This window comes from Paraburkholderia sp. BR10954, from assembly GCF_040965775.1.
GTDB lineage: Bacteria > Pseudomonadota > Gammaproteobacteria > Burkholderiales > Burkholderiaceae > Paraburkholderia > Paraburkholderia youngii.
Window position 1 is genome coordinate 95,063 of the sequence record NZ_JBFRCK010000018.1, and the last position, 21,599, is coordinate 116,661.

23 protein-coding genes are annotated in these 21,599 nt (G+C 62.3%); 4 read left to right on the plus strand and 19 right to left on the minus strand.

The features are described 5' to 3' along the window. Window positions 1-24 precede the first annotated feature (24 nt). Window positions 25-1,227 (minus strand): branched-chain amino acid ABC transporter substrate-binding protein, encoded by a 1,203-nt coding sequence (locus tag AB4Y34_RS23705; protein ID WP_176121983.1) that lies wholly within the window; start codon window positions 1,225-1,227, stop codon window positions 25-27. 320 nt (window positions 1,228-1,547) lie between these two features. On the opposite strand from AB4Y34_RS23705, the gene AB4Y34_RS23710 reads away from it, so the two are divergent. Both AB4Y34_RS23710 and AB4Y34_RS23715 read left to right on the plus strand, forming a co-directional pair. Beyond that, window positions 1,548-2,324 (plus strand): aspartate/glutamate racemase family protein, encoded by a 777-nt coding sequence (locus tag AB4Y34_RS23710; RefSeq protein WP_368717384.1) that lies wholly within the window; start codon window positions 1,548-1,550, stop codon window positions 2,322-2,324. A gap of 87 nt (window positions 2,325-2,411) precedes the next feature. Further along, window positions 2,412-3,158, plus strand: a complete 747-nt coding sequence (locus tag AB4Y34_RS23715; protein WP_368717385.1) for an SDR family NAD(P)-dependent oxidoreductase — start codon at window positions 2,412-2,414, stop codon at window positions 3,156-3,158. A 75-nt stretch (window positions 3,159-3,233) separates the two neighbouring features. Here AB4Y34_RS23715 and AB4Y34_RS23720 read toward each other — a convergent pair whose 3' ends face one another. The 5 genes from AB4Y34_RS23720 to AB4Y34_RS23740 form a co-directional block, all read right to left on the minus strand. After that, complete coding sequence (locus AB4Y34_RS23720) at window positions 3,234-3,575, minus strand: hypothetical protein (protein ID WP_176378237.1); 342 nt, start codon at window positions 3,573-3,575, stop codon at window positions 3,234-3,236. A gap of 3 nt (window positions 3,576-3,578) precedes the next feature. Then, window positions 3,579-4,376, minus strand: coding sequence for an alpha/beta hydrolase (locus tag AB4Y34_RS23725; RefSeq protein WP_176378588.1), 798 nt, complete (start codon window positions 4,374-4,376; stop codon window positions 3,579-3,581). 73 nt (window positions 4,377-4,449) lie between these two features. Beyond that, window positions 4,450-5,895 (minus strand): DEAD/DEAH box helicase, encoded by a 1,446-nt coding sequence (locus AB4Y34_RS23730; protein WP_368717386.1) that lies wholly within the window; start codon window positions 5,893-5,895, stop codon window positions 4,450-4,452. Window positions 5,896-5,957: 62 nt separating this feature from the next. Continuing rightward, window positions 5,958-6,266, minus strand: coding sequence for a hypothetical protein (locus AB4Y34_RS23735; RefSeq protein ID WP_176378587.1), 309 nt, complete (start codon window positions 6,264-6,266; stop codon window positions 5,958-5,960). Between the two features lie 105 nt (window positions 6,267-6,371). Beyond that, window positions 6,372-6,590, minus strand: a complete 219-nt coding sequence (locus AB4Y34_RS23740; protein WP_176378235.1) for a hypothetical protein — start codon at window positions 6,588-6,590, stop codon at window positions 6,372-6,374. 266 nt (window positions 6,591-6,856) lie between these two features. On the opposite strand from AB4Y34_RS23740, the gene rarD reads away from it, so the two are divergent. Then, entirely contained in the window at window positions 6,857-7,750 is an 894-nt protein-coding gene (gene rarD / locus AB4Y34_RS23745; RefSeq protein ID WP_176378234.1) for an EamA family transporter RarD, read from the plus strand. Window positions 7,751-7,806: 56 nt separating this feature from the next. On the opposite strand, the gene AB4Y34_RS23750 is transcribed toward rarD, so the two are convergent. The 6 genes from AB4Y34_RS23750 to AB4Y34_RS23775 form a co-directional block, all read right to left on the minus strand. After that, the gene (locus AB4Y34_RS23750; protein ID WP_368717387.1) at window positions 7,807-8,517 is read right to left on the minus strand and encodes an ABC transporter ATP-binding protein; all 711 of its coding nucleotides are present in this window, start codon (window positions 8,515-8,517) and stop codon (window positions 7,807-7,809) included. Beyond that, complete coding sequence (locus AB4Y34_RS23755; protein WP_368592027.1) at window positions 8,514-9,263, minus strand: ABC transporter ATP-binding protein; 750 nt, start codon at window positions 9,261-9,263, stop codon at window positions 8,514-8,516. The genes AB4Y34_RS23750 and AB4Y34_RS23755 overlap by 4 nt, the downstream gene beginning before the upstream one ends. After that, a complete protein-coding gene (locus tag AB4Y34_RS23760) occupies window positions 9,260-10,225 on the minus strand; it encodes a branched-chain amino acid ABC transporter permease (protein ID WP_368717388.1) in 966 nt (321 codons plus the stop codon). Before AB4Y34_RS23760 ends, AB4Y34_RS23755 begins: the two co-directional genes overlap by 4 nt. Beyond that, window positions 10,222-11,091: a branched-chain amino acid ABC transporter permease gene (locus tag AB4Y34_RS23765; protein WP_176378230.1), complete on the minus strand. Its 870-nt coding sequence runs from the start codon at window positions 11,089-11,091 to the stop codon at window positions 10,222-10,224. Before AB4Y34_RS23765 ends, AB4Y34_RS23760 begins: the two co-directional genes overlap by 4 nt. Before the next feature lie 98 nt (window positions 11,092-11,189). Next, a complete protein-coding gene (locus AB4Y34_RS23770) occupies window positions 11,190-12,452 on the minus strand; it encodes an ABC transporter substrate-binding protein (RefSeq protein ID WP_368717389.1) in 1,263 nt (420 codons plus the stop codon). A 265-nt stretch (window positions 12,453-12,717) separates the two neighbouring features. Continuing rightward, window positions 12,718-13,041, minus strand: coding sequence for an antibiotic biosynthesis monooxygenase (locus tag AB4Y34_RS23775; RefSeq protein WP_368717390.1), 324 nt, complete (start codon window positions 13,039-13,041; stop codon window positions 12,718-12,720). A gap of 206 nt (window positions 13,042-13,247) precedes the next feature. On the opposite strand from AB4Y34_RS23775, the gene AB4Y34_RS23780 reads away from it, so the two are divergent. Further along, window positions 13,248-13,940, plus strand: coding sequence for a hypothetical protein (locus tag AB4Y34_RS23780; protein WP_368717391.1), 693 nt, complete (start codon window positions 13,248-13,250; stop codon window positions 13,938-13,940). A gap of 156 nt (window positions 13,941-14,096) precedes the next feature. Here AB4Y34_RS23780 and AB4Y34_RS23785 read toward each other — a convergent pair whose 3' ends face one another. From AB4Y34_RS23785 to AB4Y34_RS23815, 7 genes are all read right to left on the minus strand, one after another. Continuing rightward, entirely contained in the window at window positions 14,097-14,537 is a 441-nt protein-coding gene (locus AB4Y34_RS23785; protein ID WP_176366574.1) for an SET domain-containing protein, read from the minus strand. Between the two features lie 232 nt (window positions 14,538-14,769). Continuing rightward, a complete protein-coding gene (locus AB4Y34_RS23790; RefSeq protein WP_176378225.1) occupies window positions 14,770-15,597 on the minus strand; it encodes an ABC transporter permease in 828 nt (275 codons plus the stop codon). A 66-nt stretch (window positions 15,598-15,663) separates the two neighbouring features. Beyond that, window positions 15,664-16,920 (minus strand): ABC transporter permease, encoded by a 1,257-nt coding sequence (locus AB4Y34_RS23795; RefSeq protein ID WP_176111210.1) that lies wholly within the window; start codon window positions 16,918-16,920, stop codon window positions 15,664-15,666. Window positions 16,921-16,959: 39 nt separating this feature from the next. After that, complete coding sequence (locus AB4Y34_RS23800) at window positions 16,960-18,015, minus strand: ABC transporter substrate-binding protein (RefSeq protein ID WP_176378223.1); 1,056 nt, start codon at window positions 18,013-18,015, stop codon at window positions 16,960-16,962. Between the two features lie 2 nt (window positions 18,016-18,017). Next, window positions 18,018-19,223 carry an ABC transporter ATP-binding protein gene (locus AB4Y34_RS23805; protein ID WP_176378222.1) on the minus strand — a complete coding sequence of 402 codons (1,206 nt, stop codon included), beginning with the start codon at window positions 19,221-19,223 and terminating at the stop codon, window positions 18,018-18,020. Between the two features lie 43 nt (window positions 19,224-19,266). After that, window positions 19,267-20,418: an SRPBCC family protein gene (locus tag AB4Y34_RS23810; protein ID WP_368717392.1), complete on the minus strand. Its 1,152-nt coding sequence runs from the start codon at window positions 20,416-20,418 to the stop codon at window positions 19,267-19,269. A gap of 124 nt (window positions 20,419-20,542) precedes the next feature. Then, complete coding sequence (locus AB4Y34_RS23815) at window positions 20,543-21,466, minus strand: LysR family transcriptional regulator (RefSeq protein ID WP_368717393.1); 924 nt, start codon at window positions 21,464-21,466, stop codon at window positions 20,543-20,545. Between the last annotated feature and the right edge of the window lie 133 nt (window positions 21,467-21,599).

The following is a 21,599-nucleotide window of genomic DNA, read 5'->3' on the forward strand; positions in this document are numbered from 1 at the left end:
ACGGCGTGGGGTGCGCAAGCGCGCCTACTTCATCGCCACCCAATGTCCGCTCGCATCCTGCCTCTGGTAGGGCTCGAACTTGTCGTCGTGCACGACGATGGTGATGTACACGGCTTTGCTGCGGTCTCCCTTCGGATTGAAGTCAATCGTTCCGGTCGCGCCCGGGTAGTTCTGGATCTTGTGCAGAGCAGCGGTGATCGCGGCAGGCTGTGCCGACTTCGCGTCCGCGATGGCTTTCGCCGTGACCCCGACCGCATCGTATTCATAGACCGAGTACGGTCCCGGCCCTTGCCCGTACGCCTTCGTATAGTCATCGACGTAGGCGTGCGCGCCGCTCAGGAACTGTGCGAGCGGGGCGGTCGTGATGATCATGCCGTCGGCGGCGGGACCGGCCGTCTTCATCAGGGTCGGGTCATTGGTGGCGTCGCCGCCCATGAAGGTCATTTTCAGACCCAGTTGCCGCGCCTCCTTGACGATCAGGCCGGCTTCGGAGAAATAGCCCGTGTAGTAGATCACGTCAGGCTTGAGTGAGGAGACCCGTGTGAGCGTCGGTGAGTAGTCCATCTGACCGGGCGTGATCGAATTGGCGTACACCACATCGACGCCGTCCTTCTTCAGCGCTTGCACGGTGTTCTGGGCGAGTCCTTTGGAATAGGTCGTGTTGTCGTCGATCACCGCCACGTGCTTCGCGTGCAGCACGTCTTTCATGAAGCTTGCCGCGAACGGGCCCTGCTGGTCGTCACGGCCGATCGTGCGGAACACGTTGTCGTACCCCATCTCGGTCAGCTGCGGATTGGTCGACGCATCCAGCACGTAGGGAATCCCGGCGCGATGAAAGGTCGTCGATTCCGGCAGCGCCGCGCTGGAGCAATAGCCGCCCGCTACCGCGACAACGCCCGCATCGACGAGTTTCTGTGCCGCCTGCACCGCGGTCTGCGCATCGCAGGCGTCGTCCTCGGGCACCAGCTCGATCTGCTTGCCGAGCACGCCGCCGGCCGCGTTGATCTTGGCGGCGGCGAGCTTCGCGCCATTGACGATATCCGTGCCGGCATTGGCACTGCTACCCGACAGCGGAACCGGCACGCCGATCTTGATGGTGGCGCCCTGGCTCAGCGCCGAACCGGGAACCATGCCCGCAAGCAGGGCCACGGCGGCCGCGATGCCCGCGACAGTCGTTCGCCGCGAGCCGCGCTCTGCACCGGACCAGCCAATCGTCTGAGCAAACATGTTAGCGACTCCTTTTGTGAGAGGGATCGGACGATCCGCCACACGGGCATCCCGGTGACATCGGAAAGCGGACGGAAATGGGGTGATTGCGAGTGATTCAGTGATTCATACCCACCAGGTCAACAGCGTGACGGCTGGCTTGCACCGGAGCGCGGACTCAAAATGCGCTGCTTTTATGATAGGAGCCGGGGTGCGTTGAGACGGTATAGGGTATTTGCGTATAAACCGTTACACAAAGGCGCCTTCGATCCTCTACCTTTAAGAGGCAGTGACGGCAGAGACTCGCGAAGCCGAACGCGACAAGACAGGACGACTCCGAAATGAGTGCGATTGCACAGCATGACGACGTGTACACGAGGCTCGATTTCACGCTGGACGACGGGATCTGCCGTCGCGCCGCGATTGGGCTCGTGGTGCTCGCGACCGATCATACGATTGAGCATGAGTGGCGGGGCTTGATGACGCAGGAGGGCGTGGCGTTCTACGAAAGCCGTGTGTATAACTCGGCGGACATCACGCCTGAACGGCTAGCGGAAACGGAGGACCGTATCGCACCTGCGGTCGCGCTGATCCGTCCGGCCGAGCGTATCGACGTGGTGGCGTTTGGCTGCACGTCCGCGTCGATGGTGATCGGGGAAGACAAGGTGTTCGCGCGGATTCGCGAAGCGCGTGCGGACGCCGCGTGCACCACGCCGATCACCGCGGCGCTGGCGGCGCTTCGTGCGCTAGGCGTCCAGCGTACGGCCTTGCTTACGCCCTATGTGCGTTCGATCAACGAATACATGCGCGACTATATCGAGTCGCGTGGTCATCGCATTACGCGCATGGCGTCGTTCGAGCATGCGAACGATAACGAAGTGGCGCGGATCGATGCATTGTCGTTGCGAACTGGCGTCGAGCGACTTGCGCGCAATCGTGACGTGGACGCAATTTTCGTATCGTGCACGAGCTTGCGCATTGCCGGGTTGATTCCGGAGCTGGAAGCCGCGATCGGCAAGCCGGTGATCTCGAGCAACTACGCGATGGCGTGGCACGCATTGCGGCTCGCCGGCGTAGAGGACTCCGAGCCTCATCTTGGGCGGCTGTTTGCGCTGTGACGTTGTAACTTGAACCGCGACGCAGCGGCACGCCGCGTTGCACGAGCACAGCTCCTTTTGATAGTTCCACAGGACAGGAGGATTTCCATGCCCGCTCATTCGCCCGATTTGCACGATCGTGTCGCCCTCGTGACCGGCGGATCGCGAGGAATCGGCCGCGCCGTTTCCCTCTCGCTTGCATCGGCTGGCGCAGCGGTGGCGGTCAACTATCGGCAACGCGTGAACGAGGCTGCTCAGATCGTCGGGCAAATCGAAAGTGCGGGAGGCCGTGCAATCGCGGTGCAAGCCGACGTATCGGTCGCGTCCGACGTCAAGGCAATGATCGATGAGGTGGAAAACCGCCTTGGCGTCGTCGGTGTTCTCGTCAACAACGCGGGCACCGGAACGATCGTCGATATCGATAGGCTCACGGAAGCCGAATTCGATCGAACGCTTGCGGTCAATCTGAAATCGGCGTTTCTGTGCACGCAGGCGGTGCTGCCCGGAATGCGCGCACAGCGCTGGGGCCGCATCGTCAACCTGTCGTCGGCCGCTGCCCGCGGCGCTGGGCTGGTGGGCGTGCACTACAACGCCTCGAAAGCCGGCCTCGAAGGGTTGACACGCGGTTATGCGGCGCGGCTGGCCCGCGAAGGCATCACCGTGAACGCCGTGGCCCCGGGACCGATCGACACGGAAATGGCCGCGCCGCTGAAGGCCGCCAACGTCGCGGAACGGCTTCCCGTTGGACGCCTCGGTGAAGTCGACGAGGTCGCCCAGGTCGTACTAATGATCGTCGGCAACGGCTTCGTTACCGGTCAGACGATCCCCGTCAATGGCGGCGTGAGCTTCATATGAGCCTCGGGCGGCATCCAGTGCGAACGTTTCGCCGATGCCATTCGACTCACGCTTCATCTGACGGTGCTCTGATGTTCACCGCCCCGTCATTTTCCGGAGGATTTTCTGCACGATGCGCTCATGCTGCTCCAGCGCCTCATTGAGCGTACGTGCTCCGTAGCTCCTGTTGTCTTGCATCTGCATTCCGGCGACGCGCGTTACGAACAGCAAAACCTCCGCGGTTTTCGGATTGGACACACCACGGAAGCGGGTCGTGACCGTCACACCGTAGTCGTCCAGCAGTGTGCGGCGAAAGATCAGTTCGTTTTCCGTCATCCAGCGCGACCACGCGTCGTGGTCGAACACCTCGACTGGCCGGTTCTTCGCATCGAGAACATAGATGCGTTCCGAGCTGGACGGGACCGGTGGCGTCTTCATCTTTCAATGCGAAGGCGTGAGCAGGAAGTCCGTCGCCTCCCGCCACCAGGTTTGGTCGACGTGGCCAATCCAGTCGTTATGGTCAGCCGCCTTCACCATCATCAGTTTTCTCGGTGCGGACAGCGAGTTGTAAAGCGCCTCGCCGAAGCGCGCAGGGACGATGCTGTCGCGTTCGGCAACCATGACGAGAATCGGGCGATCGAACGACGCCAGGTGGGTCACGCTGTCGTATCGGTCGCGCAGCAGCCACCTCACGGGCAGCCACGGAAAGTGATGAGCGGCGACGTGCTCGAGCCGATCCCAAGGCGTGATCAGCATCATGCCCGCGATCCTGTCGCGTTCGCGCGAGCCGGCCGCAGCCGCCACGCCGGCCCCAAGCGATTCGCCGATCAGCACGAGGGGCGCTCCATAGAGGCGATATGCGAGCGCGATGGTTTGTTGCGCATCGTCGACCAGACTCGCTTCGCCTAACGCACCGGTGCGCGGCCCGTAGCCTGGATATTCGGCGAGAATCACGCGCAGCCCGAACCGGGTGAGCGCTGCGGCATAGAACGAGCGGTGGCCGGCATGCCCGGCATTGCCATGAAAGACGATGACCGTGGCGCGCGCGGAACCGTCCGGCTCCGCCACGAGGCCCCGGTACGCCTCAGGTGTCGGCCAGGCGCGCAGTCCGCCAGAGGTGATCTCCTCGATCGTGGCCTTCTGAGGGAAGTAGAGCAAACGATCCTGCAAGATGGCGACTCCGGCTAACACGATAAGGTACGTGACGGCGAGGCCGATCATCATTCGGGTGAATTTCATCGTCTTGCGCTCGACCCACCGAACTTTTCGATAGCACGCACCCAGTTTAGCGCGCAGTCGCCCCGGCAACGGATCAGGGTTGGCGTTTGCCCCGGCCACCAGCGGGCTTGCCAGCCGGCTTGCGTGAACCCGCAGCGGGCTTGCTGGCGGGTTGGCTGCGTGGCTTTTGCACGCTCGATGAATTACCGCTGGACGAGCGTGCGCCTTTGCCCACGGCCGCAGCGCGCTGCGCCGCAGGCTTGCGTTGGCTTTCGCCACTTTGCCGGCGCGGTTTTTTGCCGAGCGGCTGCATGGGGCCCGGTGCGGCTTGCGGTACCTTGGGCGTCTTGGGCTTTTTGGGCTTCTTGATGATCTGGCCCGTCGCGCTGGTTTGCGGCACGCGGTGTTCGGCTTCGAAACCCGGTTCTTCTTTACGGGGCAGCGTTTGCCGGATCAGCGCTTCAATCGCGGCCAGTTGCGGCGCTTCATCGGCACACACGAGAGACACCGCCACGCCGCTGGCGCCCGCGCGGCCAGTCCGGCCAATACGGTGCACGTAGTCTTGCGCCACGATCGGCAGATCAACGTTGATCACCAGCGGCAGGTCGTCGATATCCAGCCCGCGAGCGGCCACATCGGTGGCTACCAGCATTTGTACTTCGCCCGCCTTGAAGCGCTCCAGCGCACGCAGGCGCGCGGGCTGCGGTTTGTCGCCGTGGATGGTGTCGACCGCATAGCCCGCTTCATCCAGCATCGCCGCCAGGTAATCGACGCCATTGCGGGTTTTGACGAACACCAGCGCGTGCTGCCATCGGTTCTCAGCCACAAGGTGCAAGAAGAGGTCAGGCTTGTTCTTTTTATCCACTGGCACCACCCACTGCTTGATCCTGCTGGCGGTGGCATTGGGCGGGCTGACGCTGATATTGACCGGGGCGCGCAGAATGTTCGCCGCCATCGCGCGGATATCATCGGTAAACGTGGCGGAGAACAGCAGAGTCTGGCGCTGAGCGGGCAAGGCGGCAAACACGGCGTTGAGTTCGCGCGCAAAGCCCAGATCCAGCATGCGATCGGCTTCATCCAGCACCAGCGTTTGTACCTGATCGAACTGCACTGCGTTCTGGCGATTGAGATCTAGCAGACGGCCCGGCGTGGCAACGAGCACATCCACGCCTTTGCGCAATTTCATCATCTGCGGGTTGATGCTCACACCGCCGTAGGCGGCCAGAAATCGTAAGTCGAGGCCTTTGCCGTAAGCGATGAAGCTTTGCAGCACCTGTTCAGCCAGTTCACGCGTGGGCACCAGCACCAGAACACGGGCGCGATTGCTGGACACCGCCGGGCCGCATTGCACCAGCCGTTGCAATAGCGGCAGCGCAAAGCCCGCGGTTTTGCCCGTGCCGGTCTGTGCCCCAGCCATCACGTCCTTGCCACCGAGCACGGCGGGAATCGCCTTGGCCTGCACCGGCGTAGGAGTCTGGTAATTGAGGCCCTGCACGTTAAGCAGCAAGGGATCGATCAGGCCAAGCGAGGCAAAGGACATTGACGTATTCCGGGCTAAAACCGCAATTCTAGCGGCTGCCCGACGGCCTCAAAGGTATGCCGTCAAAGGTGCGGCAAATCGTCGATGCATTTTTCGACATGATCGCCCGGGACATCCGTGTCGATCCCGGCGGGTCCGTCGGTGTGAGAGACAGATACGATTTTTGGCCCGAGATACCGTGTGCCGCCAAGTGTAAAAAGGGACCAAACGACATCTCCCCGGCGGATCGCGGCGACGACTTCGACCACCTCCACGATCGCAGGGGGGGACAGCCATTCACGCGTCGACGGATCGACGGGAGCCCAACGCACGTGGGTGAACCTGTCGTTCGCCGGGTTGATGCGAACGGCGTCGATAGCAAAGGTTGTCACATTCACCTCCATCGTCCTGACAAAGGGATGTATGCATTATGCGCCGCTTATTTTGCTAGGGATCAGCGGGACCGGAACAGCGTAGACCTGGATAGTGAATGAAGCCTAAGCGGAGTGCTCGTCGCACCACTGCATCGCCCAACGCTGCGCCGCCTCCATCGCATCCACGTCGGAGGGGTAATCGCCGAGATCGCCCGAATACTTTACCTCGACGGCCTCGCCACTCGCCGACGCGCGCCGGTAGATCTTTGCGCGAGCGTAGTAGCGGCCGCCTTCATCGAGAGGTGACGCGTCGATGTGGAACTGCTGGTAGTCGAAATGCATGGCTGTCTCCAAACGATTGCCCTGATCGTCGTCGCGTAGGGCGAGCTGGACCGCGTTGTCGCCGCCAAGGTCGCTCCATCATTCTGCGAAGACGACATGTACATCGTAGGCAGCAAAAGCAAAGCTCGCTGAACGGCGAGAGCAGGGCCTTTTTGACGACGATGCGCTTAGCGGAGGCTGCACCGCACGGGTAAAATCTGCGCGAAAACCTTTGCCACCGACGCGCCTTCGCACCGACCCCGCGCACCGGCCAACTACAACCAACCATGAATCCCGGCATCGTCTACGCCTTTTCCGCCTTCGTCATCTGGGGGCTCTTTCCCGTCTACTTCAAGACGCTCCACCAGATTCCCGCGCTCGAGATGCTCGCCCACCGGATGGCGTGGTCGCTCGTGTTCATCCTTGCGGTGCTCGTCGCGCGACACCACTGGGCGTGGCTGCGGCCCGCGCTGCGCGACAGGCGCCTGATCGGCCGCTTCTCCGCGAGTGCCGCGCTGCTTTCGGCCAACTGGGGCATCTACATCTGGGCCGTCAACGCGGGCCATATCGTCGAGGCGAGCCTCGGCTACTTCATCAATCCGCTGATCAACGTGTTGTTCGGCTTCGTCTTCCTGCATGAGCGGATGCGCTCGCTCCAATGGTGCGCGGTGGCGCTTGCGGCGCTCGGCGTGGCCTGGCTCACCTGGCAGAACGGCGCGCCGCCGTGGATCAGCCTCGCGCTCGCGCTGACGTTCGGCGGCTATGGCCTGTTGCGCAAGACTGCAAAGCTCGGCGCGCTCGAAGGCCTCGCACTCGAAACGGTGCTGCTCTTTCCCGTGGCGATCGTCTATCTGATGGTAATCGGCATGGCCGGCGCGAGCCATTTCACGCATGCGTCGCTCGGGCTGCAACTGCTGCTGGCCGCCGCCGGACCTATCACGGCGGTGCCGCTGCTGCTCTTCGCGGCTGCGGCGCGACGCATCCCGCTCTCGATGCTCGGCCTGATCCAGTACGTGACGCCCACGCTTCAACTCCTCACTGGCGTGCTGATCTACGGCGAGCCGTTCGGGTCCGTGCGCGCGATCGGCTACGGCGCAATCTGGGCAGCCCTCGCTCTCTACTCGTTCGAAGGGTTGCGTGGCACGCTGGCCGCTGCGCGCGAGGCGCGCAGGGCGGCGTGAAAAGGTGAGGGCAGGCGGATAGCGGCCGAGCTACGTCGAAACGCGGGCGATTCTCTTCAACCTTCGGCACTCGCACCGGTCAACGCGCGAACCCGGCTTTCATCGGCGGCCAGGTCGCGTGAACGGCCGGCATAGACGATACCGCCGTCGTCGAGCACGTAAGCATGATCGGCAATCGTGAGCCCCATGTGCGCGTTCTGCTCGACGAGCAGGACCGAAATCCCTTCGTCGCGCATCTGCGACACGACGCGAAACACCTCGCGCACGATCAGAGGCGCCAGGCCCTGAGAGGGTTCATCGAGAATCAGCAGCCGGGGATTGAGCAGCAGCGCGCGGGAAATCGACAGCATCTCCTGTTCGCCACCGGAAAGCTGACGTCCGCGGCTTTCCTTGCGTTCTGCAAGCCGTGGAAACAGCTCGTATATGCGCGCAATCGTCCAGGGACCGCTGCGCGCAAGCGGTACACGGAGATTTTCTTCGACACTGAGATTGGCGAAGATTCTTCGTCCTTCGGGGACATAGCCCACGCCGTTCGCGGCGATCCGGAACGTCGGCCAGCGTGTCGTGTCCGCGCCGAAGATCGTCACGCGCCCCCGGCGTGCGGGTGTCAGACCCATCAGGGTCCGCAGCGTCGTGGTCTTCCCTGCGCCGTTGCGGCCAAGCAATGCCGTGATCCGACCTTCCTCGACCGCGAGGCTCACGCCGTGCAGGATGTGGCTCTTGCCGTAGTAGGTATGAAGTTCCTCGGCGGTGAGCGCGATGTTCATGCCACGTCACCCAGATACGCCACCTGCACGACTTCGTTCGCCGCGATTTCCGCCGGCGCGCCCTCGGCGAGCAGCGAGCCCCGGTCGAGCACCGTGATCCGGTCGGCAAGATGGAACACCACGCGCATGTCGTGCTCGATCAGCACGATCGTGAATTTGCCGCCGCTGCGCAGACGGCGAATCAGCTGGGTAATTTCGTAGGTCTCTTCGCCGCCCATGCCTGCGGTGGGTTCGTCGAGCAGCAGCAGGCGAGGGCGCAGCGCCAGCGCCATGGCGATTTCAGCAACGCGCTGGTCGCCGTGCGCGAGCTCGCCGGTCAGCCGGCCGCTTTTTGCCGCTAGCCCGGTGAGTTCCAGTGCTTCTTCGACACACTCGCGCACTCGGGTTCTTTCGGCGCGGCCGACCCACGGCCGCAAGCGGAATCCAGCCGCAACCTCCGCGCTGATGAGCACGTTTTCGAACACCGTGAGTGCGGGAAAGATCTCGGTAATCTGGAACGTGCGGGCGATGCCGCACGCGACGCGTCGATACGCCGGGACGGCCGTGATGTCCTGTCCGTCGAACACGATCGTTCCCGTGGTCGGCCGGAAGAAACCGCTGATGAGATTGAAGAAAGTAGTCTTGCCGGCGCCGTTCGGTCCGATGATGGCACGCAGCTCGCCTGCTTCGACCGCGAGCGAGACGTCGCGTACCGCAGCGAGGCTGCCGAAGCTCTTGCTCACGTGCGTGACTTCCAGAACGCTCATGATTCGCTCCTGCGGCGCAGAACGCCGAGCAGACCCCGAGGGAAGAACAGCACGATCGCGATGAACAGCATGCCGACGAACGACATCCAGTTGACGGTGATACTCGACAGGTAGTCCTGCAGCACGACGAATACCGCGGCGCCGAGAAGCGGTCCCCACAGGCTGCGCATGCCGCCCATCACCGCCATCATGACGAAGTCGCCGGACTGGCTGAAATGCAGCCCGCGCGGGTCGGCGAAGTTGTTCAGAAGTGCATAGAGCGCACCGGCGAACCCCATGAAAAAGCAGGAGAGAGTGAAAGCGATCCAGATATGGCGATCGGCGGGAATGCCGAGAAAGCGCGCGCGCCGTTCGTTTTCGCGGATTGCGATCATCGTGCGCCCGAATGGGGAACGCAGGATGAAGCCCATCAGACCGACCGCCAGCGCGAGGCAGAACAGCACGAAGTAATAGAACGCATCGGCATTCGAGAGGATGTCGATGGTCGTGATGCCAAGGTGAAGCGGCATGCGCGAAAATCCGCGCAGACCGTCGTCGCCGCCTGTCAACGAACTCCATTGGAACGCGATGTAGTAGAAGACCTGTCCGAAGGCGATGGTGACCATCGCGAAATAGACACCGCGCCGCCTCGCGCAGAGCGCACCGAGCAGCGCGCCGGCGACCCCGCCGAGCAGCGTTCCGCACAGAAGAGCGAACGGCGTGCTCGGTGCAATGAATTTCAGCGCGAGGCCTGCGCCATACGCACCCAACCCGAAATACGCAGCGTGACCAAACGACAGCACGCCGGTGAAGCCGAGCAGAAAATTCACCGACATCGCGGCGAGACCCAGCACGAGCACCCGTGTGCCAAGCGCGGTGTAGCCTCCGAGCGGCGGCATCCAGTACGGGGCGAGCAGCAACACGGCCCAGATCGCCGCAAGCGTGATCAGTCTGCGGTGCCTCGCCTGTCGCGCTGCGCTCATGTCAGCATGCCCTCCTCGCCGAGCAGGCCGCGGGGGCGCAGCAGCAGCACGACGGCCATCAGCACGTAGATGATCGCTTCGCTTGCCGCGGGCACAAACACCGCCGTGATGCCGGAGGCGACGCCGATCAGCAGGCCGCCGAGCAGCGTGCCCGTGAGGCTGCCAACGCCGCCGACGATGATTGCAATGAAGCTCGGCATCAGGAGCCCGGTTCCCATCGTCGGCTCCAGGCCAAGCTGGCCGGCGGCGAGCACTCCGCTCAGACCGGCGAGAAAGGCGCCGACGGCGAAATTGAACGAACGCAGCCTGCCCACGTTGATGCCGAGCGCTGCCACGGTTTCGAGGTCGAGGGTACCGGCGCGGATACGGATGCCGAGTCGGCTATAGCGTAGCAGGACGAAAAGCAGCGCTACCGTCGCCGCCACCGTGACGACCATGAAGAGGCGATAGCCGGTGATGAAGAACAACGTGTTGCTCAAAGGCTGGGACAGCACCGACGGAATGGTCACCGGTTTGCCTTGCGCGCCCCAGATGAAGCGGGTGCCGTCCTCGAAGATGAAGGCAAGGCCGAACGTCAGGAGCAGGCTGTAGAGCGGGTCGCGCCCATAGACTCGCCGGATCAGCACCCGTTCGATGGCGAGGCCGATCAGCGCGATGCACGGCGGCGCGATCAGCAGCGCGCCCCAGAAGCCGACGTAGGGCGTGATCGTATAGGCAACGTAGCCGCCAGCAACGAGGAAGCCGCCGTGAGCGAAGTTGATGACGTTGCTCAGGTTGAGAATGAGCGATAACCCGAGCGCCATCAGCACGTAAAACGCGCCGATGATCAGACCGTTGGTGACGTTGAAGAGCAGCAGTTCAGTCATCGCCCACCATTCTTGTTATGGCGCCCGTGGCGCCCGTGCTTCGCTTCCGCTTGCGCAATGAGAACCGCGCCCGGCGATCCCGCCGCGCGGTTGCGCCATCAGGAGGGCCACTGCAGCTTGCAGCCCGTTTCACTCTCGGGAGGTGCGGTCTTGTCACCCGCGATCACGCGTTCCACGCGGAACAGGTCTTCCGGGTCGCCGGCCGGCTGGGATAGCGCTTCGCCCACGAACGACGACGTCATCAGCTGGTGATCTCCCTTGCGGTAGTAGCACTTGTTCGGCTGCAACTTGACGTCGTCCGCCAATTCGAAGCCGCCGAGCACTTCGGCGAGCTTTCTGGCGTCGAGCGTCTTTTCCTTGTTGGCGATGGCGGCCAGGGTATGCACCGATGTATAGCCGAACCAGTGACGCGCGGTGGGAACCTTACCGCCGTTCACCTTGCGGATGTCGGCCACGAACTTCTCGACTCCCGGCACCCCCGGCTGTTTCCAGTACCACTCGAACATCCAGATGCCGACACGCGCGTCCGGCGGCATCGCCTCGAGCGATTCGAGCTCCTGCTGCAGCCCGGCAACGTGGATATTCTTGCTGATGCCGAACTGAGCGATCTGCTTCAGGCAGTTGACCATGTCGGAGCCTTGCGGGAGCACGAGCAGCACGTCGGGATTCGCCGCGCGCGCCTTGATCAGATAGGCGGAGAAGTCGGTCGTGCCGAGCGGGGTGAGCTCGTTGCCGGTCATCGTGCCACCGAGCTTCTGCAGATCGGCGGCCGCGGCCTTCTGCAGCGTGTGGCCGAACGCGTAGTCCGGTGTGATGAAATGCCACTTCTTGCCGTACTTGGTGAACAGCAGGTTCGCGACGGCGTTCGCCTCCATGCTGGTCGTGTTGCAAACGCGATAAACGTTCCATTTGCAGTCGACGCCCGTGATCGTATCGGTGTGGCCGCCCGAAACGATATGCAGCACCTTCTTCTCATTGCTGACCTGAGAAATGGCCTGGGCGATACCGGAGTTCACGTCGCCGATGAGGAACGTGACCTGATCGCGTTCGATCAGCTTGCGCGCCTTCTGCACGCCGGTGCCGACGTCGTTTGCCGAATCTTCGACCATGAGCTCCAAGGGTCGTCCCAGAATGCCGCCTTGGGCATTGATCTGCTGAACGGCAAGCCGTGCGCCCGTCACTTCATTCTGTGCTACTGCAGCATAAACGCCCGTCAGCGGATCGACCATGCCGATTCGCAACGGAGCTTCGCCGCGCGCCTTGATGATGAAGGGCGGCGCCAATTGCAGTGCGGCTGTTGCGGCAGTTGCTTTGAGTATGGTGCGCCGACTGAAAGCGGGGACACGACCTGGTGTTTTCATAGGGTTCTCCCTCACCGTGATGTCGAATCTTTAGAACCGCCGAATGGTGTGTCCGCGCGTGCGAAACGCGCGCCATTCGATCTTGAACGCGTTCAACGGAATCCACAAGACTCCGTTTTCCCGCTGTCGGATGCGCGAGCGCGCCTGTGTATGGGTAGCCGTATAACTTCTGTCTGGAAGCCAATCTTCTGCAATTCGCAGACGCGATGCGAGCGATAAAGTTGGCGGGCGTGTGCCGCGCAGTCGACAGACAAGGCGCAGCAAACTAACTTCTCGAGAAGTCGTAGTCTCGTTCAACAAGGCAAATACGGGTTTTGTAGGATTCGTACCATTTTTCCCGGCCGGCCTGTTGTGCTACCAGATGCATTGAATCACGTTTCCAGGCGGCGATGGATTCGAGGCTATCCCAATAGGAAACCGTAATTCCAAGTTCCTCCCGCGCAGACTCGACGCCCAGGAATCCGGGCTGTTTTGGGGCCGCTTCGACCATTGCATCGGCCATGTCTCCGTATCCGTTGTCCCCGGGGGTTCGGATGGACGTGAAGATCACCGCGTAATAGGGAGTGGCTCTGGTGTTCGCTATAGACATTGTTACCTTCCTTCGGTCTTTTGCTATTGATGGTTTTGAAGTGCACATTGTCGGCGATCCGTGTCACGTCGTCGAGCCGCGTGTCTGGAACCGGGTCAGCGAGCTATCTTCCGTGCAATATACTTTCGTATAGCCAGGAGACTCACCCTCGAAGCCAGGGCGGATAGTCGTCTCCCGGTAACGAAGTTGCTAATAGGGGCACTTAAATGCCAAACTGGCTCCTGATTCCGACAAAAGAACAATGGAATAAATGGTCTTTGCCCAGCAAGCTCACTTTTGCGGGGACTTTCGTCGGAGTTCTGAGTCTTCTTTTGACAGTTCTGTTCTTTGTTTTGCCGCTGATCTTTGCGTCCGATCCGACAGAAAAACGGTTGGACGGTGCGTTGCTTGCCGCAATCGAAGATGCCAAATCCATCAGGAGTCAGATTTCGTCACTCAAACAAATGGCGGAATTGAAATCGAAGGGTAACGATATTGCCGTTCCTTCATCCAAAGACGGCCCAGCGATAGTCGAGTCTTCCGCAATGAAGCAACTGATGGATGACGGCGATTTTTATCAACGATTGTCACCGCTTCTTCGCGAAAGACTGCCGAAGTTCATCCAAATAAGAAATGCTCTGCTGAATGGGCTTGGCCGGGCGCAACCAGATATTACGCAGCCCGGGACGCTCCGTCTTTTGGATATCGAGCTCGAAACCGAAACTGATTGTCTCATTCTCGAACGTCAGCTTCGTTCAGGCGAGATGACGAAGGATCTGCACGACGAATTATTTAATGCGGCGCTTGAACTTCAGGTGTTAAGAATGCGTCCTCCAGCACCAGGCGACCGCGGTAACCTCCCTGGCCACACGCCTGGCCCATCGGCAGAGGGCCAGGTAAAAGATCCGCCGGGGCAGTGAATCATGCTGCTTTAACCGCCGACTTAATAGTTATTGCAAGACGCGTCGCTCACGACCGCTGAGGTGCGAACGGCCAAGGAGTGCCGACCGACCAGGGCAACGTCTGAACGTCAGCAATGACCTGACTGTGCCTGGCCGGCCGCAGCACTACGACGACTACCCGTCATTTCCCAGCATGGTTCGACGACATGCCGGTGCACCGCAATGACACGCGTACTGGGCGCGAACCTCGTCGGTGACCGCACCGTCCACTGACAGACCGTAGTTGATGAAAAGCTCCTCTCCGGGGGCGATCGTGGCGAGCGCATGAATGAACACCCGGTCGCCCGTTTCGATGGCCTCGCAGTTGGGGGCGCACGCATGGTTCAGATACCGCGCGCTGTTGCCGCCTCGGCTGCCGTCGATCACGCGTCCATCGGACAGACCGAATACGAACGTGTGGCCCGCATCGGCTCGCTGACGGGCAGCGGCGCGCCGCCAGCTCGTCACTTCCCCCTTGTACTCGATGACCCGTTCGCCCGCGGCGATCGGCTGCAGCGCGAACAGTCCCATGCCATGCACGGGTGAGCGTCGTGCGGTGATGCGTCGCAATCGCATGTTGTCGTTTCCTTCCCGACCTTTGGTCGTTGCATGTGGTTTAGCGGCGATGCGAAGCATATCGTCACGCACTCACGCGCTCAATGTTTTTCTTAATAAAACTGCAACTAACTGTCAAGGACCGCCGCGCCAGGCATTCCGGCTTCGCCGCACAGAGGCTAGCAACGCCCGACGGTCGGAGCGACGCCATAAAGCCGCATGTCCACGCCATCACACTGGCGCAACAGTCGCCTCAGGCAAACGAGCGGCTGGCCGCCGCCGCGCGCTTGCGCAGCCAGTTCATGCAGGCGAAGAGGGCGATCGCGAACGCCATCAGCAGGGTGGCCACGGCGAGGATCGACGGGTCGATCTGGTCACGGATGCCGCTCCACATCTGCCGCGGCACGGTGCGCTGCTCCGGGCCGCCGATGAACAGAATGACGATCACTTCGTCGAACGATGTCGCGAATGCAAACACACTGCCGGTTGCGACGGCGGGCGCGATCAGCGGCAGCGTGACGCGACGAAACGCGACCCACGGCTGCGCACCCAGACCCGACGCCGCGCGAAGCAGGCTTTGATCGAACGACAGCAGCGAAGCGGTCACGGTAATCACCACGAAGGGCGTACCGAGCGCGGCATGCGCAAGCACGACGCCGGTATACGAATTCACCAGCCCGAGCGGCGAAAAGACCAGATAAAACCCCGCCGCGACGACGACGATCGGCACGATCATCGGCGACACGATGATTGGCATGATGATCGAGCGGTAAGGGAACTGCGCGCGGCTCAGGCCGAGCGCGGCCAGCGTGCCGAGCACCGTCGCGATCAGCGTCGACGCCGCGCCGATGCCGATGCTGTTCGCAAACGCGCGTTGCCAGTCCGGCGAACTCAGCGCCTGCGCGTACCAGCGCAGCGAGAAGCCCTGCATCGGGTACGAGAAGAACGAGCCGGAGTTGAACGACAGCGGCACGATCGCGAGGATCGGCGCGACGAGGAAAAAGAAAATCAGCGCGCAATGCACGCGCAGTCCCGCGCCCGAGATGCGTTCCGAGAGTAGCCGGGTTCGTCCGTCTTTCATCTGAGTCTGCCTGTTGATCAACTATCCGAATGAGCGACAACCAGCTAGCGGCGTTTGCGCGGCGCGTTAGCCGAAGCGCAAGCGGTCGATACCGACCAGCCGGTTGAAGATGAAATAGAACACCGCCGTGAATGCGATCAGATAACACGACAGCGCACCCGCGAGTCCCCAGTTGAGCTGATCGTTGGTCTGCGACGCGATCAGTTGGCTGATCATTTCGTCGCCGGCGCCGCCTAGCAGGGCGGGGGTGATGTAATAGCCGAGCGCGAGCACGAACACGAGAAAACATCCCGCGCCGACACCCGGCAGCGTCTGCGGAATATATACGCGCACGAAGGCCACGGCCGGATGCGCGCCGAGCGATTTCGCCGCGCGCATGTACACGGGCGGCACGCCTTTCATGACCGAAAAGATCGCGAGGATCATGTAGGGCAGCAGGATGTGCGTCATGCCGATCAACACACCCGTGCGATTGAAAATCAGCGGCAGCGGATGGTTGATGATCCCGAAGCGGAGCAACGCGCTATTGATCACGCCACCGGGTTGCAGCAGCACATACCACGCGGTGGTGCGCACCAGCAGCGAGGTCCAGAACGGCACGATCACGAACAGAATCAGCCGGTTGCTCTGGTTCTCAGGCAGTGTCGCGAGCAGATAAGCCACCGGGTAGCCCAGCACCAGGCACAGCAGCGTGACCGTCGCACTGATCGTGACCGTGCGCCCAAAGGCCGCGCGGAAGATGGCGCTGTCCGCCGCGACGGACGTCACCGAACCATCGGGCGCGACTTGCGCGTCGACGGCGTTCAGCAAATAGTCGGGTGTGGGCGAGATCGACGCACGCTTGAGCAGACGCCAGGTTTCCGGCGCGTTCCAGCGTTCATCCAGATCGATCAGGGCGGGTTTCCATTGCGCCGGCGTCTCCGAACGTGTGGCACGCGCCGTCTTGAACAGCAGGCTGCGGAACTCCGGTTGATAGAAATTCATGCGCCGCGCGATATTGCCGAGCTGGCCGGATTCGCTGGCGTCCTTCAGATCGTGCGCGAGTGCGGCGAAGGCCGGTTCGCCGGGCAAGCCCGCGCCGTCCCATCCGGCCAGCGTTGCGCTCAACTGCGGCATGCCGGTGCGCACTTCAGGGTTTCGCACGCTGCGCGCGAGCAGGCTCGCGATCGGGGCAACGAACGTCACCAGCAGAAAGACGAGCAACGGCAAAGCCAGCAGCAATGCGCGCATCGCGGCCTTGCGGCGCGCAGCCCGGAACGACTCGCGGTTCGCGGCCTGCGGGCCGCGGCCGAAAGGGGCGGTGGATGGCAGCGGCGTGTTCATCGTGCTCGATCTCTGGGGTGACGTTCGTTCGATCCGGCGTTACTGCGTCAGCCAGTTCTGGAACCGCTTGTTGATCGCATCCGCGTTGTCGGCCCAGAACGTCGCGTTGATTTGCAGCGGACGCTTGAAATTCTCCGGCGCCGTCGGCAGATCGTTCAGACGCGCCTTGTCGATCAGCGGAATGGCGTCCTTGCGCGGCGGCGCGTAAGCGATGTACTTCGACAGGTCCGCATAGGCCTGCGGCGTCGAGGATGCGACGATGAACTTCTGCGCCGCGTCGGCATGCTTCGCACCGTTGACCACGGCCCACCATTCGTAGTCGTACACCTGCGCATCCCAGACGATCTTGAACGGCTTCTTGTCCTTGTGCACGGCGTCGTCGATACGGCCGTTGTACGCCTGGGTCATTACGACCGCGCCGTCGGCGAGCAGCTGCGGCGCCTGCGCACCCGCTTCCCACCAGACGATGCTCGGCTTGATCGTGTCGAGCTTCTTGAACGCGCGGTCGACGCCGGCAGGCGTGGAGAGCGTCTTGTAGACGTCCTTGGGCGCCACGCCATCGGCGATCAACGCCCACTCCATCGCGACCTTCGGCGACTTGCGCATGCCGCGCTTGCCGGGGTACTTGTTCAGGTCGAAGAAATCGTTGATGGTGGTCGGCGCGGTTTTCAGCTTGCTGCTGTCGTACGCATAGACGGTGGACCACACCATCGCGCTGACGGCGCAATCGCTGATCGAGCCCGGCAGGAAGTCGCTGGTGTTGCCGAGGGCCTTCTTGTCGAACTTGGCGATCAGGCCTTCGTCGCAAGCGGTGATCGCGTCGTTGGTTTCGAGGTCGATCAGATCCCAGGTCGGGTTCTTCGACTGCTCCATTGCCTGCAACTTGGCGAGGCCGCCATCGTAGGACTCGGTGGAAAACTGGTTGCCGGTTTTCGCGGTGAACGGTTCGAACCATGCTTTTTTCGCGGCCGCTTCATACGCCCCGCCGAAGGTGACGACGGAAATCGTGTCGGCCGCGTGAACCGTGGTCGTGGCAAACAGCCCGAGCGCGCATGCCCCGAGGGTGGTCCGGAATGACGAGAACGTGGTCTTCATTTCTAGTTGGCTCCTGCGATAAGTGGCGAGGCGGACGAGGGAACGGCAACAGTGGAATAGTCGGCGCCGCCGGACACGGCGGAGGATTTCGGCGCGGCCGCCATCGCGGGCAGCACCTTGCAGTCGTCGCGTCGCCAGGTCACGGCGGTCTGACGGCCGAGTGCGGGCAGATCATGGTGCTGGGTGTTCGGCACCTTGACGACCATGCTTTCGCCATGGCCGAGCTTCAGATGTACGCGATGATGATCGCCGCAGTAGACGAGTTCCTCGACCAGCGCGTGCACGATGTTCATGTTCTGCCGTGTCGCTTCCTGCACGGCTTCCGGCGTCGCGGCGATGTGCGCGCGCTCGGGTCGCAGCGCGAGCACCGCCGCGTCGCCTGACGCGAGCCCGGCGCCTGGGCGTCCGCGCACCGTGCTGCCGTCGGCCAGCTGCATCGCGGCCCATTCGCCGCCGTCGGAATTGACGCGGCCGGTCAGTCCATTGTTCTCGCCGACGAAATTGGCAACGAATGCGTTTGCCGCGTTTTCATAGAGCTCGGTCGGCGTGGCGGCCTGCTGGATGCGTCCATCGGAAAACACGGCGACGCGGTTCGACATCGTCAGTGCTTCGTTCTGGTCGTGGGTCACATAGACGATCGTCAGCGACAGTTCGCGATGCAGCCGCATGATTTCGTATTGCATGGTTTCGCGCAGGCGCTTGTCGAGCGCGCCGAGCGGCTCATCCATCAGCACCACGCTCGGCTCGAAGACCAGCGCGCGAGCCAGCGCGACACGCTGCTGCTGGCCACCCGACAGCTGCGACGGCCGCCGCCCCGCCAGATGCGATAACTCCACCATGTCGAGCACGCGCGTCACGCGCGTTTTCTGTTCGCTGCGGCTCACCTTGCGCACGGACAGCGGAAACGCGACGTTCTCGGCAATCGTCATGTGCGGGAACAGCGCATAGTTCTGAAACACCATGCCGATATCGCGCCGATGCGGCGGCTTGTCGTCCAGACGCTTGCCGGCAAGGCGGATTTCGCCGCGGGTCGGCGATTCGAATCCCGCCAGCATCATCAGTGTCGTGGTCTTGCCGGAACCGGATGGACCGAGCAGCGAAACGAATTCACCGTGCCCGACGTCGAGATCGAGTCCCTCGACGACGCTATGCACGCCGTCGTATGACTTGCTGACGCCGTCGAACGAGATAAATGGTTGGCTTGACATGGGCATCTCGGCAGAGTGTTGGCGGTCTACGTGGGGCTGCGAATCACGTCGCGCCCACGCGTCCCGCCAGATAGCGGGCGAAGTCGTAATTCGGCCGTTCGAGAGGGCTCAGGTGGCCGGGCTTCGCGAGTGGAGCGTGCACGCCGCGAAACACCGCCTCGACGCCGCGCCGGTCCTCGGCGTTGACTTCGTCGAGCAGCGTCTTGAGCGTCGCCATATAGTCGGCGGCGCGCGGATCGTCGACGAATTCCGGCGCGAGGCCGCCGCCGAAGCGGATATGCACGCGGCCGACGCCCCGCGGCTGCAGGATCAGATACCAGAAGTAGCCGGGGGTCAGCGTGATCAGGTGGGTCGGGTAGATCGCCAGCAGCGCGGTGGTACGACGCCAGTGCCCTTGCAGGCGCGTGTTGGCGGGATGCGCGTTGCCGATCGGCAGCGATGCTTCCTTGGTGATCCAGTGATAGTTGAACGCAGGCAAACCCGGCGGACATTCCATTTCTTCGAGCTTCGAGTGCGGTCCGACCGTTGCGCGATGCAGCATCGGCAGGTGGTAGCTCTCCATGAAATTTTCCGCGAGGATCTTCCAGTTGGTGTCCCACACGTGCTCTTCGTGGAAGGTCTCGACATAGTCGCCCATGCCGTACGGCGCGATCAGCTTCGTCAGCTCGGACAAATGCGATTCCACCGCAGGCGCGCGCGCGTTGAGCGTCACATAGATCCAGCCTTGCCACGTCTCGCAGCGCACGGCAGGCAGCCTGTATTGGTCCTTGCAAAAGCCCGGCTGCTGATCCATCAACGGCGCGCCCGCGAGCGCGCCATCGAGCGTGTAGTTCCATGCGTGATACGGACACACGATCCGGCGCACGTTGCCGCGCCCTTCGAGCAATACCGACATGCGGTGCAGGCAAACATTAGAGAATGCGCGCAACGCGCCGCTCGCATCGCGCAGCACGAACACGGGCTGGTCGTCGATCTGCGCGGTCAGATAGTCGCCGGTCTGTGCCAGCGCGCTCGCGCGGCCCACGCACAACCACTCATTGCGAAACACGTCGCGCTGTTCGAGCGCGAGAAACGCCTCCGACGTGTAGACGGTCGGCGGCATCGCGTGTGCATCCTCGAACGGACGCTCGCAGTTCTCGCGCAGCGCGTGAACGATGTCGAGCTCAGTGTCCGTCGACTGAAGAATGGCTGACATAGGGGGCCCCCCATCAGTGTTTGCATCCGATGAGCACCAATCTAACAATCCAAATTGCTAGGTAAAATATTGTTTTTGCATGCAGTGCATAGCACATGGCTATGCAGTGACGCTTTCCGGGCTGCTAACCGATGTGCAGACGCCGGATATACGTTTCACAGAATGCCGAAAAGCGCTTCACAACCTCGCGCGGCTTGACGGCGGCCGATAGCGCAATGCCAAGCGTCGTCGCATTGACACTCTCCCTGAAATGTTTAATCACGAAGTCTTCGCCGTCCACAGTCCGGGTCGACTTCAGCGGGAAGTTGAGTATGCTGTAACCCAAGCCGTTGGCGACCATGCCACGCACGACTTCAGGCTGTGACGAGCGGAAAGCCGCGGTAGGGCGGCTGCCGACCGCGTCGAACAGCGCAGAAAAGTACTCGCGGCTATGCGGAAGATCCAGCATCACATAGGGCTCGGGCAGCAGGTCGGCCAGCGACACCTGGCGCGCCCGTGCAAGCCTGTGTGTTTTGGGCAGGATGACATACGGTGGCAGCGAAAGCAGCGGGGTAAACGCGATTCCATCGGTGATATCGAGGCTGTAGGTCAGCGCGATATCGAGCGAGCCGTCGTGCAGGCCGTTCAAGAGCGTGTCCTGATGCGCTTCCGTGGTACGGAAGGTGATCGCCGAATAATCCTGCACGAAGCGGCTGATGATGCCGGGCATCAGCGGCGGCGCCAGCGACACCATGCAGCCGAGCGAGATGGAGCCCGACATGCCGCCATCGATTTCGGTCGCGGTCAGCTGTAATTCTTCGGCGTTCTGAAGCAGATTGCGAGCGTGGCCGAGCAGATCGCGGCCCGGCTGCGTAAGCGACAAGCCGCTCGCGTGATGGCGGATGAACAGCTGGACGCCGAACGATTCCTCCAGATCCGCGAGCGATGTGGAGATAGACGGCTGAGAGATATGCAGCCGCTTTGCCGCGGCGGTGAAGGAAAGCGTTTCGGCCGTGACGACAAAATACCTTAGCTGACGCAATGAGTAGCGGATCGAGGTGCCGTCCATCAATTGCTCCGTGTTCGGTCGAATCGATTGTCGCTCGACAATTGTCGCTTGCATAGCGAAAAACGATGCAAAGCATTTTTAAAATATAGTTTTTGTTGCCCGCCGCGCGGCGTACATTCTGTCCGACCGAGAG

Bases quoted from the DNA above. Each gene is read 5' to 3' on its own strand.
- AB4Y34_RS23775 (WP_368717390.1), bottom strand. From the start codon at position 13,041: ATGTCTATAGCGAACACCAGAGCCACTCCCTATTACGCGGTGATCTTC.
- AB4Y34_RS23795 (WP_176111210.1), bottom strand. From the start codon at position 16,920: ATGAACACGCCGCTGCCATCCACCGCCCCTTTCGGCCGCGGCCCGCAG.
- AB4Y34_RS23740 (WP_176378235.1), bottom strand. From the start codon at position 6,590: ATGCATTTCGACTACCAGCAGTTCCACATCGACGCGTCACCTCTCGAT.
- rarD (WP_176378234.1), top strand. From the start codon at position 6,857: ATGAATCCCGGCATCGTCTACGCCTTTTCCGCCTTCGTCATCTGGGGG.
- AB4Y34_RS23750 (WP_368717387.1), bottom strand. From the start codon at position 8,517: ATGAACATCGCGCTCACCGCCGAGGAACTTCATACCTACTACGGCAAG.
- AB4Y34_RS23785 (WP_176366574.1), bottom strand. From the start codon at position 14,537: ATGCGATTGCGACGCATCACCGCACGACGCTCACCCGTGCATGGCATG.
- AB4Y34_RS23770 (WP_368717389.1), bottom strand. From the start codon at position 12,452: ATGAAAACACCAGGTCGTGTCCCCGCTTTCAGTCGGCGCACCATACTC.
- AB4Y34_RS23790 (WP_176378225.1), bottom strand. From the start codon at position 15,597: ATGAAAGACGGACGAACCCGGCTACTCTCGGAACGCATCTCGGGCGCG.
- AB4Y34_RS23805 (WP_176378222.1), bottom strand. From the start codon at position 19,223: ATGTCAAGCCAACCATTTATCTCGTTCGACGGCGTCAGCAAGTCATAC.
- AB4Y34_RS23810 (WP_368717392.1), bottom strand. From the start codon at position 20,418: ATGTCAGCCATTCTTCAGTCGACGGACACTGAGCTCGACATCGTTCAC.
- AB4Y34_RS23765 (WP_176378230.1), bottom strand. From the start codon at position 11,091: ATGACTGAACTGCTGCTCTTCAACGTCACCAACGGTCTGATCATCGGC.
- AB4Y34_RS23815 (WP_368717393.1), bottom strand. From the start codon at position 21,466: ATGGACGGCACCTCGATCCGCTACTCATTGCGTCAGCTAAGGTATTTT.
- AB4Y34_RS23725 (WP_176378588.1), bottom strand. From the start codon at position 4,376: ATGAAATTCACCCGAATGATGATCGGCCTCGCCGTCACGTACCTTATC.
- AB4Y34_RS23720 (WP_176378237.1), bottom strand. From the start codon at position 3,575: ATGAAGACGCCACCGGTCCCGTCCAGCTCGGAACGCATCTATGTTCTC.
- AB4Y34_RS23710 (WP_368717384.1), top strand. From the start codon at position 1,548: ATGAGTGCGATTGCACAGCATGACGACGTGTACACGAGGCTCGATTTC.
- AB4Y34_RS23800 (WP_176378223.1), bottom strand. From the start codon at position 18,015: ATGAAGACCACGTTCTCGTCATTCCGGACCACCCTCGGGGCATGCGCG.
- AB4Y34_RS23705 (WP_176121983.1), bottom strand. From the start codon at position 1,227: ATGTTTGCTCAGACGATTGGCTGGTCCGGTGCAGAGCGCGGCTCGCGG.
- AB4Y34_RS23715 (WP_368717385.1), top strand. From the start codon at position 2,412: ATGCCCGCTCATTCGCCCGATTTGCACGATCGTGTCGCCCTCGTGACC.
- AB4Y34_RS23755 (WP_368592027.1), bottom strand. From the start codon at position 9,263: ATGAGCGTTCTGGAAGTCACGCACGTGAGCAAGAGCTTCGGCAGCCTC.
- AB4Y34_RS23730 (WP_368717386.1), bottom strand. From the start codon at position 5,895: ATGTCCTTTGCCTCGCTTGGCCTGATCGATCCCTTGCTGCTTAACGTG.
- AB4Y34_RS23780 (WP_368717391.1), top strand. From the start codon at position 13,248: ATGCCAAACTGGCTCCTGATTCCGACAAAAGAACAATGGAATAAATGG.
- AB4Y34_RS23760 (WP_368717388.1), bottom strand. From the start codon at position 10,225: ATGAGCGCAGCGCGACAGGCGAGGCACCGCAGACTGATCACGCTTGCG.